The organism is Halolamina litorea, assembly GCF_026616205.1.
GTDB lineage: Archaea > Halobacteriota > Halobacteria > Halobacteriales > Haloferacaceae > Halolamina > Halolamina litorea.
Genome location: NZ_JANHGR010000001.1, coordinates 568,039 through 582,225 on the forward strand (window position 1 = coordinate 568,039; position 14,187 = coordinate 582,225).

General features: G+C 70.6%; 15 protein-coding genes. 8 read left to right on the top strand and 7 right to left on the bottom strand.

Going from position 1 to position 14,187, the window contains the following annotated elements:
• The first annotated feature begins 84 nt into the window (after positions 1 to 84).
• Positions 85 to 1,344, top strand: a complete 1,260-nt coding sequence (folP, locus tag NO998_RS03095; RefSeq protein ID WP_267645565.1) for a dihydropteroate synthase — start codon at positions 85 to 87, stop codon at positions 1,342 to 1,344.
• On the opposite strand, the gene NO998_RS03100 is transcribed toward folP, so the two are convergent.
• Together NO998_RS03100 and NO998_RS03105 are read right to left on the bottom strand one after the other, a co-directional pair.
• A complete protein-coding gene (locus NO998_RS03100; RefSeq protein WP_267645566.1) occupies positions 1,345 to 1,644 on the bottom strand; it encodes a hypothetical protein in 300 nt (99 codons plus the stop codon). It abuts the gene before it with no gap.
• Entirely contained in the window at positions 1,641 to 2,789 is a 1,149-nt protein-coding gene (locus tag NO998_RS03105; protein ID WP_267645568.1) for an ATP-binding protein, read from the bottom strand. The genes NO998_RS03100 and NO998_RS03105 overlap by 4 nt, the downstream gene beginning before the upstream one ends.
• A 75-nt stretch (positions 2,790 to 2,864) precedes the next feature.
• On the opposite strand from NO998_RS03105, the gene NO998_RS03110 reads away from it, so the two are divergent.
• Positions 2,865 to 3,347 carry a DUF7382 domain-containing protein gene (locus NO998_RS03110; protein ID WP_267645569.1) on the top strand — a complete coding sequence of 161 codons (483 nt, stop codon included), beginning with the start codon at positions 2,865 to 2,867 and terminating at the stop codon, positions 3,345 to 3,347.
• A 143-nt stretch (positions 3,348 to 3,490) separates the two neighbouring features.
• Here NO998_RS03110 and NO998_RS03115 read toward each other — a convergent pair whose 3' ends face one another.
• From NO998_RS03115 to NO998_RS03125, 3 genes are read right to left on the bottom strand one after another with little or no spacing between them, the layout of a single operon-like run.
• A complete protein-coding gene (locus NO998_RS03115; protein ID WP_267645570.1) occupies positions 3,491 to 4,291 on the bottom strand; it encodes a protein-L-isoaspartate O-methyltransferase family protein in 801 nt (266 codons plus the stop codon).
• Positions 4,292 to 4,350: 59 nt separating this feature from the next.
• A complete protein-coding gene (locus NO998_RS03120; protein WP_267645572.1) occupies positions 4,351 to 5,277 on the bottom strand; it encodes a class I SAM-dependent methyltransferase in 927 nt (308 codons plus the stop codon).
• A gap of 44 nt (positions 5,278 to 5,321) precedes the next feature.
• Entirely contained in the window at positions 5,322 to 5,951 is a 630-nt protein-coding gene (locus NO998_RS03125) for a protein-L-isoaspartate(D-aspartate) O-methyltransferase (protein ID WP_267645573.1), read from the bottom strand.
• An 85-nt stretch (positions 5,952 to 6,036) separates the two neighbouring features.
• On the opposite strand from NO998_RS03125, the gene NO998_RS03130 reads away from it, so the two are divergent.
• From NO998_RS03130 to ppsA, 4 genes are all read left to right on the top strand, one after another.
• Complete coding sequence (locus NO998_RS03130) at positions 6,037 to 7,182, top strand: DHH family phosphoesterase (RefSeq protein ID WP_267645574.1); 1,146 nt, start codon at positions 6,037 to 6,039, stop codon at positions 7,180 to 7,182.
• Positions 7,183 to 7,248: 66 nt separating this feature from the next.
• Positions 7,249 to 8,349, top strand: a complete 1,101-nt coding sequence (locus tag NO998_RS03135) for an aldo/keto reductase (protein ID WP_267645576.1) — start codon at positions 7,249 to 7,251, stop codon at positions 8,347 to 8,349.
• 48 nt (positions 8,350 to 8,397) lie between these two features.
• Positions 8,398 to 8,682, top strand: coding sequence for a hypothetical protein (locus tag NO998_RS03140; RefSeq protein WP_267645577.1), 285 nt, complete (start codon positions 8,398 to 8,400; stop codon positions 8,680 to 8,682).
• 71 nt (positions 8,683 to 8,753) lie between these two features.
• Complete coding sequence (ppsA, locus tag NO998_RS03145) at positions 8,754 to 11,021, top strand: pyruvate, water dikinase (protein WP_267645579.1); 2,268 nt, start codon at positions 8,754 to 8,756, stop codon at positions 11,019 to 11,021.
• A gap of 45 nt (positions 11,022 to 11,066) precedes the next feature.
• Here ppsA and NO998_RS03150 read toward each other — a convergent pair whose 3' ends face one another.
• Positions 11,067 to 11,372 carry a putative quinol monooxygenase gene (locus tag NO998_RS03150; RefSeq protein ID WP_267645581.1) on the bottom strand — a complete coding sequence of 102 codons (306 nt, stop codon included), beginning with the start codon at positions 11,370 to 11,372 and terminating at the stop codon, positions 11,067 to 11,069.
• Between the two features lie 90 nt (positions 11,373 to 11,462).
• Between NO998_RS03150 and nikR the strand changes: the two genes are divergently transcribed.
• Complete coding sequence (gene nikR / locus NO998_RS03155) at positions 11,463 to 11,981, top strand: nickel-responsive transcriptional regulator NikR (protein ID WP_267645582.1); 519 nt, start codon at positions 11,463 to 11,465, stop codon at positions 11,979 to 11,981.
• A 6-nt stretch (positions 11,982 to 11,987) separates the two neighbouring features.
• Here nikR and NO998_RS03160 read toward each other — a convergent pair whose 3' ends face one another.
• Entirely contained in the window at positions 11,988 to 13,415 is a 1,428-nt protein-coding gene (locus tag NO998_RS03160; protein ID WP_267645583.1) for an amidohydrolase family protein, read from the bottom strand.
• 90 nt (positions 13,416 to 13,505) lie between these two features.
• Between NO998_RS03160 and NO998_RS03165 the strand changes: the two genes are divergently transcribed.
• The gene (locus NO998_RS03165) at positions 13,506 to 14,177 is read left to right on the top strand and encodes a DsbA family oxidoreductase (protein WP_267645584.1); all 672 of its coding nucleotides are present in this window, start codon (positions 13,506 to 13,508) and stop codon (positions 14,175 to 14,177) included.
• Positions 14,178 to 14,187: the final 10 nt, after the last annotated feature.

Genomic DNA, 14,187 nt, shown 5'->3' on the forward strand with positions numbered 1-14,187 from the left:
GGGAGCGGCACGTTCGTGGCTCGTGCCGGCCGGACTCGGTGCCACATCCAGCACACCTTTCCCCGAGCCCTCGGACGTGGAACCATGAACCCCGTCGACATCGCCGGCCTCCCCGTCGGGGAGGGTCACCCGCCGCGGATCATGGGCGTGCTGAACATGAGCGTCGAGTCGAACTACGGCCCCAGCACGTGGGGCGACGTGGAGCACGCCGTCGAGCACGCCGAGGAGATGGCGGCCGAGGGTGCCGACATCATCGACGTGGGACTGCAGTCCTCGAACCCGAAGAACCCGTGGCAGGCCGTCGACACCGAACTCGAGCGGCTCGAACGCGCGCTGGAGGTCCTCGACGCCGCCGAGGTCGACGCCGTCTGGTCGATCGAGACGCGCTACGCCGAGGTCGCCGATGCGGCCCTCGAGGGCGGTTTCGACATGGTCAACGACGTGTGTGGCTTCGCGGACCCCGACATGCCAGACGTGTGTGCGGCACACGACGCCGCCGTGGTGAAGATGGCGTCGCCGCCGGACATCCAGTCGCCGGGCCACCTCCGCTCCATCGACGACTGCTTCGCCGCGCTGGCCCGCGGCGGTTTCACCGAGAAGACGATCATCGACCCGGCCTTCGGCGGCTGGTACGACGAGAAGACCTACGAGGACAACTGGGAGATGTTCCGTCGCCTCCGGGAGTTCCGCGCGTTCAACCGGCCGATCCTGACCGCCACCAACCGCGAGGACTTCCTCGGCGACATCGCCGACCGGCCCGAGACCGAGGACCAGCTCGCCGTCAGCATCGCCGCGGCGACGATGGAGGTCGAGCGCGGCGCCGACATCGTCCGAACCCACGACGTGCCCGAGACGGCCGACGCTGTTGCCGTCGCCGACTTCCTCGGTGACCGACGCGCGGTCGAAAGCGGCCCGGCCGCCCACGATGGCGACGACGAGGCGGGCGTCCACGCCGCCGAACTCACCGGCGTTACGCCGCGGGAAGTCGCACGGAACACGCTGATCCGAGAGCACGACGGCGTCGACCCCGCGCTCGCGGTGACACTCACGTTCGCCGCCGGCGACCTCCCCGAGGCCGCGCGCGAGGAACTGATGGCGGTCGGCGGGGAGTACGGCCTGCTCGTCGCCGCCGACGACGCCGGGGCAGTCGTCTCCGGCGACCACGTCGACGCCGCTGGCGACGACTCGGAGGGTGGACAGGGAAGCAGCCCCGCGGGCGAGGGGACGTTCGTCTCCGGCACGCTCGCAGCCTACGAGGACGCACTCCCGGAACTGTCGGGGACGCCCGCGCTCGAAGCGCTCACGACGACGATCCGGGAAGCGCTGGAGCGCGAGCGACTGTAGTCAGCCCCGCCGCAAGAGCAGGATCGGCACGCCCACCGCCACGAGAACCACCGCCGCGCCGAGGATAGCCAGCGGCTCGCCGGCCAACAGCCCCGACGCGGCGTCGACGACCGCAGCCCAGATCGCGTCACGGAAGGCGACGATCCCAGCGACGAGGAAGCTCAGCCCCAACAGGAGCAGGAGCAGTACCACGACCCCGCGGACGGGGCTCTGTCGGATCGCCAGCTTGAGCCGTTCGCGGAAGCTCGGCATGCCGTCGTCCCACGCGCCGACCCGGTCCCGTTCGTCTGATCGACTCACACGTCCTCGTTCGGCCCCACGCACCTGTCGGTTTCCCTTCCGGCGTCGGGAGGACTCGCAGTGAGCCCGCTCGCCCGCGGCGTGTGCCCGCCGTGGGGGGTATGTCGCTCCCGTATCCGGACGCTGTGAGTCGACTCGGTGGCGTCGTCGACGATCAGCGCCTCCCCCTGGCCCGAGGGGAGTCGCTCCCGGAGCGTCCCGGTGAGGTACGTCGGGCTCGCGGCGGCGAGCGCGTCGATGTCGGCGCCGCTGGTGAGTCGGTGCGCCACGAGTAGGTCCGCCTGCGAGGCCGCGACTGCAGGGAGTGCCGACGGTCGCTGGGTCGCCAGCAGGAGCGACACGCCCGGCGTGCGCCCCCGAGTCAACAGCGTCCGGAGTGCCGCGCCCGCGACGCCGTCGACGGCGACGTGGGCCTCGTCGACAAACAGCCACGGCAGCCGCGGTGGACGGTCGCCTTCGTCACCCGTTCGCGCGTCGTACAGCAGCCGTGCGACGGCGGCGACCACGGCACTCGTCGCCGCGTCGTCGGCCCCGGCGAGCGAGAGCACGGTCGCTTCCGGGCCGAACAGCTCACTTGCTGTGAGCCCGTCCTGGTCGAACACGTCCCAGTCCCTCGCCCGCCCCAAGTGGTTCCGCGCGGCGCGCTGGTGTTCGCGTGGCGCTTCGAGCGACTCGACCTGCTGAAGCATTCCCGACAGCGTCGGCGCCGACGAGGCTGCGTCCCAGACGAGCGCTCCCGGTCCGCTCTCCGGATCAAGCCCGACCAGTTCGGGCCAGTCAGTCGCCGGGATCGCGTCGGCTCGGATCGTCGGTCGTTCGACGACGCGCGCCGGCACCGGCTCCGTCCCATCGCCGTTTCTTCCCCCGCCAGCATCGGCTGTGAGCCCGCCGAACGCCCCTATCGGGTCGACGACGACCGGGGCGACGCCACGTGCCCGGGCGGCTGCCTCGGCGAGCACGCCCAGTGTGTGGGACTTCCCGGCGCCGCGCTTGCCGACGACGAGCCCCGCATGGGGGTGATCGAGGTCGATCCCGACCGGTGCACCAGTACTGTCGTCCCGGGCGAGATAGCGCCCCAGACGCCCGGTCGGTGGTGCCTCCCCCTTCGCAGTCGACTCTCGCGTCTGCCGGCCGACGACGTGCATGGCGAGGGTGGTCTCGCCATCGCCCTTCAACTCCCGCCCGGCGTTTGAAGTACGGTGACGGGGCCAGGGGGACCTATGCTCGATCCGAGCCGCATCCGGGACCCGATCACCGACCGTCTCGCCACGCTCCGCGACGACGAACGCGCCATCGAGGGGCTGCCGGTCCGCCTCGTCGTCTCCTTAGTCGTCGGCGCCGCCTGTCTGAGCGTGATGCTGAACCTCGTCAACGGCGTCGGGAGCCTCGCGGCCAGCGAACTCGACGTACAGCCCCGGACGGAGGTCGTCGAGACGGGGCCACAGGACCTGACGCTGCAAGTCGTCGACGCCGAGGGCGGCCCGGTGTCCGGTGCGACCGTCGTCGTCGACGGCGGCACCGCCAGCGTCGACGGCGTCGCCACCGCGACGACCGGCGCCGACGGCAACGCCACCGTCTCGGTGGAGCCGACGCTGGGGGCCAATCAGGAACGCGGGACGCTGTCTCTCGACGTGAAGCCGCCGGCTGGGGGGTCGTTCGTCGACCGGCGCGAGAACAGCCACGTGCTGGTGATCCGGCCGTGAGCCGGTCGGCTCCGCCCCGGGACGCATCGTCACCGGTGATCGAGGGGCTGCCGCGATACCTGCTCGTCGGGCCGGCGCTCGCCGGCGTCACGCCGCAGGCCGTCGTCGCGGCGTCACCGTATCGCCGGTCGCCGTAGTCCCACCTACCGCCGGTCGCCGTAGTCGCCCCAGTCGGGAGCACCCGACCGGCGCTCGCGCCCGGAGAGTCGCTCGTCCCAGTCCAACCACTCGTGTTCCCAGCCGTGGGAGGGGCCACGCTCCGCGTGTTCGCGGTCCTCCCGGTGGGTTCGGTTCCGGGTGACGCCGGGCTGTTCGCCGTCGACCAGCAGCGGCGCGAACCGGACCGGCCCGCGCTCGTCGACGCGACGGTAGCCATCCGGGGCGTCGGTGTCCCGGGTCACGGCCACGAGCGTCTGGTCTGTGTTGCCCTTTGGGTACACCAGCCGGCCACCCTCGGCCAACTGTTCGAGCAGCGACCGGGGGGGCTCGACGACGGCCGCCTCGACCAGAATCCGGTCGTAGGGGGCGTACTCCGGCAGGCCGTCCGAGCCTTCGCGGCAGTCGACCAACACCTCGCCGTAGCCGGCGGCTTCGAGGTTCTGTCGGGCGCGGTAGACCTGCCGCCGGGAGATGTCGAGTGCGTGAACGCGCCGGCCGTCGAGTATCTCGGCGAGCACGGCGGCCGTGTAGCCGACGCCAGCGCCGACGACGAGCGCCTCCTCACCCCCCTGGGGGTCGAGTGCGGTCAGCAGGCGGGCGACCGTCCCCGGCGCGAGCGCGATCGCGCCGTCGCTCGTCGACGGTCGGTTGTCGTAGGGGGCGTCCTCGACGAACTCGCGTCGGGGAACCGTTCGCATTGCGACGCCGATGGCCTCCGGGAGGGGCCGGCCGAGGTCGTGTTCCAGCCCGTCGACCATGTCGTCCCGGAGCACCGCGGGATCCATACCCTCGGCTCGGAGATACGGCTATTTGAACCCGACGGTGGCGCCGACCCCGGAGCGCGCTACTCCTCGCGCCGCCCGGCGACCGCCTGATACGGCGTCCCCGGCACGTCGGCCGTTTCGACAGCCACCAACCCGGCCCCCTCGAACCACGCAGTCACCTCCGCCTCGTCGTACGGCCGGCCCGTCCCGGTCGCCAGCGCCGCCGTCGCCACCCGTGGCGCCGCCGGCGAGCGGTCACCGAGCGGCTCGACCAGCACCGCGGCACCGCCCGGGGCGACGGTTTCGGCAGCCGCCGCCACGGTAAAGCGGTTCTCGTCGGGCGACGCCCGCCACGCCGCGTCGACGCTGAGCACGAGGTCGAACGTCGTCGCCACGTCGGCGAGGCTGGCGGCCCGAACGGTCACCGACGTGCCCGACAGCAGCGGCTCGACGGCCTCCGCCTCCACGGCCCCGTCGAGAAGCGTCACGTCGAGGCCGCGCTCGGCGAGCGCACGGGCGTGCGGGCCGGGACCGTCGGCGATCACGAGCGCGCGTTCCGCGTCGGGGGCCGCAGCGAGCGCGGCTTCGACGGTGGCGTCGACCGTCGCGTCGTCGGTTGCCTCGACGGCACCCAGCCGGTGGCGGAGCCCGTCATCCGGTTCCATCGGCGGCACGCCGGTCTGCATCGTTCGCGGGAGTTCGGCGTAGGCGCCGAAGCGGTCCAGCGCGGCCGGGGTCGTTCCCACCGAACGTAGGTCCCGCGTCGCCAACAGCCCCAGTGCGCGGTTGGTCGGCTCGACGCCGTCGTCCATGCGGTGGAGGAACCCCAGATCGACCAGCGTGTCCACGACGATGGTCGCCGCGCGCTCGGTGACGCCTGCGGCGTCAGCGGCCTCCGGTGCCCCACCGGGTTCGCGTAGCAGCGCCCGCAACAGCCCCGTCTCGCGGGCTGCCCACAGCAGCGCGAGCGTCGGGGTGTCGAGCTCTGGATCTCCAGCGGTCGGCATCGACCGTGTCACGGGAGAGCGGAGCAAAAGCGGTTTGGGTCTGACTACTCGCCCTGCATCCGGACGAACCGCACGCCTTCGAGCGTCTCGCGGTCCGTTCGGCCCCCTTCGTGGACGGTCATTAGGACGAGCTGTTGGCTCCCGTCGCCGACGGGTGCGAGCACTCGACCGCCGGCGCGGACCTGCTTGACGACCGCTGGCGGCACTTCCCGAGCCGCACAGGTGAGGTACGCGGCGTCGTACGGCGCGTGTTCGGGCCAGCCTTCGTGGCCGTCACCGGTGCGGACCGCGATGTCGTCCCCCAGCCGGTCGAACGTCTCCCGGGCGCGTTCGGCCAACTCGGGGACGTACTCAACCGAGTAGACGTTTCCCGGGCCGACGACTTCGGCCGTGACGGCGGCGTGGTAGCCACAGCCCGTCCCGACCTCCAGCACCCGGTCGCCCCGTTCGAGGCCGAGGTGTTCGATCATCATCGCCACCATGTGTGGCGCCGAGACGGTCTGTCCGCTGCCGATCGGGAGCGGCTTGTCACGGTACGCGTCGTCGCGCTGGGGCGCGGGGACGAACTCGTGGCGGGGCACCGCCCGAATCGCCTCGGCGGTCACGTTGCGCTCGATGACGCCGCGCTCACGCAGTCGTTCGACCAGCCGGTCGCGGCGCGCCGCGAACTCCATGGTCGCCGGTTTCGGCGGCAGCGACTAAGGCAGTTCGGCGTTTGCGTGGCGAAACTACTTCAGGTGGCGGCCGAACAGGGACCGTATGCAGACCGGCGGCTATGCGGACGCGGTGGCGAGGGCTGAGCAGTTCGCTCGGGGGAACCCGGAACTGGCCGTCGCCGCCGTCGTGTTGGTCGTGCTCGCGATAGCCGGTCTCTTAGCCCTGCTCCGGTATCGACGACCCGTCGGCGTACGGTTCAAGGAGGCGCTCGCGGACCGGGACCGCGTCGCCGTCTTGATGCACCCCGACCCCGACCCCGACGCGATGGCTGCGGCGGTCGGCGTCGCCCGACTCGCCGAACAGGTCGACTGCGAGCCGACCCTCCAGTTCTCCGGACAGATCCGCCACCAGGAGAACCGCGCGTTCCGTAACGTCCTCGACCTCGACATCCAGGGGATCGACCACGTCTCGGAGTTGGCCGCCGAGTCCGTGGTGTTGGTCGACCACAACCACCCCCGTGGGTTCGAGGGCGCCGACGGCGTCCTCCCCTTCGCCGTCATCGACCACCACCCCGGCGAGGGCACCGGCGAGGAGTTCACCGACGTGCGGACGGACTACGGCGCGAGCGCCAGCATCGTCGCCGAGTACTTCGGCGACGTCGGCGGCAAGCCGGTGCCGCCGGACGTTCACGAGAGCGAGGTCGAGGCGCGCTTCACCCTCCCCTCCCGGGAGTGTACGGGGTTACTCTACGGGATTCTCGCCGACACCCGCCACCTCACGACGGGTGCGGCCGCCGAGGACTTCAACGCCGCCGCCTCGATCGCACCCGGCGTCGACGAGGACGCACTCGACCGGATCGCCAACCCGCAGGTCAGCGGCGAGACCCTCGACGTGAAAGCCCGCGCCATCGCCGGCCGGCAGGTCGAGGGATCGTTCGCCGTCAGCGACGTGGGGACGCTCTCGAACGCCGACGCCATCCCGCAGGCCGCCGACGAACTCATCACCTTGGAGGGGATCACCGCCGTCGTCGTCGTCGGCGAACGCGACGGCACGGTGAACCTCTCGGGACGCTCCCGGGACGACCGGGTCCACATGGGCCGAGCGCTCCAAAGCGCGGTCGAAGGGATACCGAACGCCGGCGCCGGCGGGCACGCCCGGATGGGTGGCGGCCAGTTCCCGGCCGCCGCCGAGGTGTCCCGCGAGGCGCTGGTCGACGCCATTTTCGACAGCCTCGAAGGCGACGTGTAGCGGTTTCCCGCCGGCTCCCCGCTGCCGAACGGCAGCCATATCCCCGTCGGACCGCTCGCTCCACCAATGGCGACCCACGACGCGACGTGGCGCTACCGCGACCGGTTCGGGGACCGCTACGGCCGCACCTACTTCCGCCGCTTCGGCCCGGGCGTCGTCTCCTCGATCGGTGCCGGCAGCTACCGCGGCGACCCGACCGCCGCCGTCGACGAGCGCCACCACGACGCGCTCGTCACCGCATTGCAGAACGGCTGTAACGTCGTCGATACCGCGCCCGACTACCGCTGTGGCCGCGCCGAGGGCGTCGTCGGTGACGCGCTCGCCGCCGCCGACACCGACCGCGAGTCGGTCCTTCTGTCGACGAAGGGCGGCTTCGTCCCCTTCGACGGCGAGCGCCCGACGGACCCTGCGGCGTACGTCCGGGAACAGTTCGTCGAGCCGGGAATCGTCGACCCTGCCGACCTCGCGCGCGGCAGCCACGCGATCAGCCCCTCGTTCCTCGACGCGATGCTCGACCGCTCGCTCGACGCGCTGGGCGTCGATGCGGTGGACTGTTACTACGTCCACAACCCCGAGACTCAGCTGTCGGCGCGCCCACGTGAGGACGTGTACGACCACCTGCGAGCGGCGTTCGAGCACCTCGAACGGGAAATCGACGCGGGTCGGATCGGCCGCTACGGCGTGGCGTCGTGGGATGCGTTCCGCGTGTCCGCCGACCACGAGCAGTACCTCTCGCTCGCCCGCGTGCTCGACTGTGCCCGGGCGGCCGCCGAGGCGGTCGGGCACGACGCCGACGACCACGGGTTCGAGGCGCTCCAACTGCCGTTCAACGTCCACATGGCCGACGCGTTCACCGTCGACAACCACGAGGACCCAGAGAGCGGCGAGGCCGTCAGCGCGCTGGAGTTCGCCCACCGCGAGCGACTCTCGGTGGTCGCCAGTTCGGCGCTCATGGGCGGGGAGTTGGTCGACGGCCTCCCCGCGGACGTCGCCGCGGAGTTGGCCGGCGACAGCCCGGCCCAGCGAGCGATCAACTTCGCGCGCTCGGCGCCGGCGGTGGTGTCGGCGCTCGTCGGGATGGGTCGCCCGAGCCACGTCCGGGAGGACCTCGCCGCCGGCACGTTCGACCCGTTGGGGGCGTCGGCGTTCGACGCGGTGTTCGAGTAACGCGACTGACCCGAACGGCTTTTCCCCGCGTGTTCGTTACGCGGTGGCATGACTGACACCGACGGCGACGTGGTCGCCGAGGCCGACCCCGAGGAGGAACCCGAGCGAGAGATCCAGCTCATCGAGGACGACAGCGGCTTCTGGACGCTCGTGGACTCCGAACACGGCCCCGTCGGTGACGCGCCGACGAAGGCTGCCGGCCTGACGCTGATGGAGGGCTATCTCGAAGACATCGACGTGGAAATCCCCGACGTCGAGCCCGCAGAGCCCGAGGAGGACGACCGTCCCGAGCAGTTCCCGCCGGACCCTGCCGACCTCGACGACCCGCAGTAACCTGTCGGCCGAGACGGAGTCGGCCCAATCGTCCGGAACCTTCTTTAGACGTACACCGACATCTTCACCCGATGGGAGTACTCTGGCTCGACGACGTTCGCGCCGCAGACCTGGAGACTGTCGGCGGGAAGGGCGCCTCCCTCGGTGAACTCACCGGGGCGGGGCTGCCCGTGCCGCCGGGATTCGTGGTCTCGGCGGGAACGTATCGGGCGTTCATCGAGGAGGCTGGCATCGACGAGGAACTGTTCGCGGCGATGGATGTGGACCCGGAGGACTCCGAGGCGCTGAAGGCGGCCTCCGACAAAGCACACGAACTGATTCTGGACACCCCGTTCCCCGAGGAAGTGCGTGAGGAGATCCTCGCGGCCTACGAGCAACTGGGCGAGAACGCGTTCGTCGCCGTCCGGTCGTCGGCGACCGCGGAGGACCTGCCCGACGCCTCGTTCGCGGGCCAGCAGGAGACGTATCTCAACGTCCAACGCGACAACCTGCTGCAGCGTGTCAAGGAGTGCTGGGCGTCCCTGTTCTCCCAGCGCGCGATCTACTACCGCGAGCGCAAGGACTTCCCGCACGACGCCGTCGACATCGCCGTCGTCGTCCAGGAGATGGTCGACGCCGAGAAGTCCGGCGTGATGTTCACGTCCCACCCCTCCACGGGCGAGCCCCGGATCATCATCGAGGCCGCGTGGGGGCTTGGCGAGGCGGTCGTCTCGGGGACGGTCTCCCCGGACAACTACGTCTACGACCGGAAGAGCGAGGCCGTGGAGGAGGTCACGGTCGCCGACAAGAAGGTCAAGATGATCAAGGACCCCGAGACCGGCGAGACCGTCGAGAAGTCGGTCCCGCCGGGCCGGCGAAACGCCCGCGTGCTCTCGGACGACGAGATCGAGGAACTGGTCACGCTCGGCGAGCGCGTCGAGGACCACTACGGCCAGCCACAGGACGTGGAGTGGGCCATCGTCGACGGCGAGGTGTTCATGCTGCAGTCCCGACCGATCACCACCATCGACGACGAGGACGCCGAACTCGAAGAGGAGCGCGAGACCGCCGAGAACGGCGCCGACGGCGAGGTGCTGATTCGCGGCCTCGGCGCGTCGCCGGGCGTCGTCTCGGGCGAGGTCCGTGTGGTCACCGAACTCGACCAACTGGACAAGGTCGGTGACGGCGACATCCTCGTCACCGAGATGACGATGCCGGACATGGTGCCCGCGATGAAGCGGGCGGCCGGGATCGTCACTGACGAGGGCGGCATGACCAGTCACGCCGCCATCGTCTCCCGCGAACTCGGCGTGCCCGCCGTCGTCGGCACCGGCAGCGGCTCCCGCGAACTCGTCGACGACCAGGTCGTCACCATCGACGGCGACCGCGGCACCGTCATCGAGGGGCGTACGGAGCCGGCCGAACCGGACCACGAACCCGTCGAGGAGGTCCGCCCGAAGACGCCCGTCAAACCCATGACCGCAACCGAAGTGAAAGTCAACGTCTCGATCCCGGAAGCGGCCGAACGCGCGGCCGCGACCGGCGCCGACGGCGTCGGCCTGCTCCGCATGGAGCACATGGTCCTCACGCTCGGTAAGACCCCCGAACGCTACATCGAGGAGGAGGGCGGCGAGGCCTACGAGCAGCAGTTGGTCGACGGCATCCAGGGCGTCGCCGAGGAGTTCTACCCCCGGCCCGTGCGGGTCCGCACCCTCGACGCCCCGACCGACGAGTTCCGCTCGATGGAGGGCGGCGAGGACGAACCCAACGAGCACAACCCCATGCTCGGCTGGCGCGGCATCCGCCGCAGCCTCGCTAAGCCCGGCGTGTTTAAGCACGAACTCGCGGCGTTCCGTAAGCTGTACGACATGGGCTACGACAACGTCGAGCTCATGCTGCCGCTGGTCAACGACGCCGAGGACGTCATTCAGGCCAAGAAGCTGATGGAGGACGCCGGCATCGACACCGAGAAGCGCAACTGGGGCGTGATGATCGAAACCCCCGCCAGCGCGCTGATGGTCGAGGAGATGGCCGAGCAGGGCATCGACTTCGCCTCCTTCGGCACGAACGACCTGACCCAGTACACGCTGGCGGTCGACCGGAACAACGAGCACGTCGCCGGGCGGTTCGACGAACTCCACCCCGCCGTGCTCGAACTCATCGCCGACACCATCCAGACCTGCCGTGAGTACGACGTCGATACGTCCATCTGCGGGCAGGCGGGCTCCAAGCCCGAGATGGTGAACTTCCTCGTCGAGGAGGGTATCTCCAGCATCTCCGCGAACATCGACGCCGTCCGCGATGTCCAACACGAGGTCAAGCGCGTCGAGCAGCAGTTGCTCCTCGACTCGGTCCGCTAGACCGACAGCAGAACTCCGCCTCCGGAACCCGTTTTTCGGCGCCGTTCAGACGTCCAGTTCGGTGCGCTCGCTCACGTCGTAGCGCACGACGTCCGGCTCACCCGCCAGCAGGTCGGGCAGTTCCGCCTCGAACGCCTCGAAGTGCTCGCTCTCGCTGTGGGCGCCGAAGGCGTCCTCGTCCTCGTACAGTTCGGTGAAACGCAGCGTGTTCGGCTCCAGCACGTCGGTGGCGGCGTCGTATTCGAGGACGCCCGCCTCCGCGCGGGAGGCCTCGACCAGTTCGGCCGCGTTCTCGAGTGCTTCCGCACGCTTCTCGGGGTCGATCGGGAACGTCGCGTGGACGTGGATCATCCACCGGAACGAGCGCCGGTGCGGGGATACGGCTTGGGGAACCGGCCCGGACTGCTAAGGATTAATAACGAACAGCGCTTGAGTTGCTACATGACCGTCGTCAGCGTCTCGATGCCCGAGGAACTGCTCGAACGGATCGACAGCTTCTCCGAGGAACACGGCTACACCGGCCGGAGCGAGGTCGTCCGCGAGGCCGCCCGGAACCTGCTCGGGGAGTTCGAGGACCGCCGACTGGAGGACCGCGACCTCATGGCCGTCGTCACCGTGCTCTTCGACCACGAGACCACCAGCGTCGAGGAGCGGATGATGCAACTACGCCACGAACACGAGGGGCTGGTCGACTCGAACTTCCACTCCCACGTCGGCGAACACCACTGCATGGAACTGTTCGTGTTAGAGGGCTCGCTGGCCGAGATTTCGACGTTCGTCGGCAAGATCCGCGCCACCCGGGACACGCTCACCGTCGACTACTCCGTCACGCCGATCGACGGCTTCGACCCCACCTCGGGGCTCGGCCCGCTCACCAGCCACGCCGGCGACGATGTCACGGACGGGGGCACCGACGGCGCCGAGGACGCCGACACGGACGACCACGGCCACGACCACTGACTCCCGCTAGAGCCAGCCCTCGTCGACCGCCGTGACGAGCGCCGACCCCGCGGCGCGCCAGTCGTCGCTGGCCCGTTCGTACAGCGCCGCTGCGCGTTCGGTCGCCTCCTCGACGGCCGCCGCGGGGTCGGCGTCGACGAACGTCCCCTCCCGGACCACCGACTCCCCGGCCACGAACACGTCCCTGATCTCCCGTCCCGTCGTCGAGTAGACGAGGTTCGGCACCGCGGTGTGGAGCGGCGAGTCGACGGCCGGCGCCGTCGAGAGCTGGTCGGTTTCGACGACGAGCAGATCCGCTCGCGTGCCCGGCGCAAGCGTCCCCACCTCGTCGGCGATACCCAGCGCCTCGGCGCCGCCGACAGTCGCCAGCCGCAGCGCCTCGGGCGCCGTCAGCGCCGTCGGATCCGTGTGTTCAACCTTCGAGAGCGTTGCCGCAGTCCGGGCCTCGCGGAACATCGAGTGGTGGCCCGGGCCGGGTGCTTGGTCGGTGCCGATGCCGACGGCGGCGCCGTACTCCCGGAACTCCGCGACCGGGGGGACGATCCCGTCGATGGCCGCGATCGAGGAGGGACAGCCGAGCATCGACGCCCCGCTCTCGGCGAGGTGGCGGCGCTCCTCGGGGCTGGCGCCGTGGCAGTGGACCGCGACGAGCGCGTCGTCGACGACCCCGAGGTCGGAGAGCACCGAGACCGTCGAAGCGTCCGCGCCGTAGCGTTCCTCGACCTGGATGGCCTCCCGCTCGCCCTGTGCGGTGTGGAGGTGGAGCTTCGCGTCGCGCTCACGCGCGTGTTGGTGGACCGCGTCGAGGAGTTCGGGCGAGACCATATCCAGCGCCTGTGGCCCGTAGGCGGGCGTGACGAGCGGGTCGTCCGCGAAGGACTCGAACAACCGATCCGCGCGGGCAAGCGCCCGCTCGCCCTGCTCGCGGTCGAAGGGGTAGAGCTCTCTGGGCCCGAGGTCGCCGCGCTCGTCGGGGACCTCGTTGATCGTCTCGACGGCGACGACGCCGACGCCGAGGGGCTGGTACACCTCCTCGGCGAGTGTCCCCACGTCGCCGGCGTACTCACAAACCGTCGTCGCGCCGGCGCGGACGGCCTCCATCGCGCCGAGTCGGGCGCCCGCGATCCGGTCGCCCTCGTCGGCGGCCGCAGAGAGCGGCCCGAGCGCGCGGTTCATCCACTCGATCTCGGGCACGTCCTGTGCGGCGCCGCGCAGCAGCGTGTGGGACATGTGGGTGTGGGCGTTCACCAACCCCGGCATGACGACGCCGCCCTCGGCGTCGACGGTGCCCGCGTCACCCGGTTCCGGTGCCTCGGCGGCGGGGCCGACGTAGCTGATCCGGTCGCCGTCGATGCCGACAGCACCGTCGTCGACGATTCCGAGTCGGTCCCCACGCATCGTGAGCAGCGTGGCGTTCCTGACGAGCGTGTCCATACGCGGGGCTGGGGTGGTCGGTTCTTGAAAGTTCGCCGCGCTCGGACCGCTACCCCGGAGCTTTTCACCGCGTGTTTCATGGACTGCTGTATGACTGACTCCGACGGCGTCGTCGAGACCGACGACGTCTTCGACGCCGGAGGCGACGACGCCGACGAAGTGGTGGTGTTCTCGGACTACGTCTGCCCGTTCTGTCACCTCGGGCGTGCCTCCCTCGAACAGTACCGCGAGGGCCGCGAGGCGCCCCTCGACGTCGAGTGGCATCCCTTCGACCTCCGTGGCTACCGCCGCGACGAGAACCGCGAGATCGAAGCGGAGGCCGACGACGGGAAAGACGAGGAGTACTTCGACCGCGTCCGGGAAAACGTCGAGCGCCTCAGCGAGAAGTACGGCGTCGACACCGACATCGACGCGGTGCCCGACACCGACTCGTGGGACGCCCAGCAGGCCGCCTTCTACGTGCGCGAGGAGCACCCCGAGCGGTTCGCGGCGTTCGACGACGCGCTGTTCGAGGCGTTCTGGGACGACCACCGCGATATCGGCGACCTCGACGTGATCGCCGACGTGGCCGAGTCGGTCGGCCTCGACGGCGCGGAGATCCGGGAGGCCGCCATCGACGAGGAGTGGGCCGACCGCCTCGAAGCGCAGTTCCAGGAGGCTCGCGACCGCGGCGTGACCGGCGTGCCGACGTTCGCCGCCGACGGGCACGCGGCCCGCGGTGCGGTGCCGCCCGAGCAGCTCGAACGGCTGATCGAGGGCTGAGCGGCCGTCC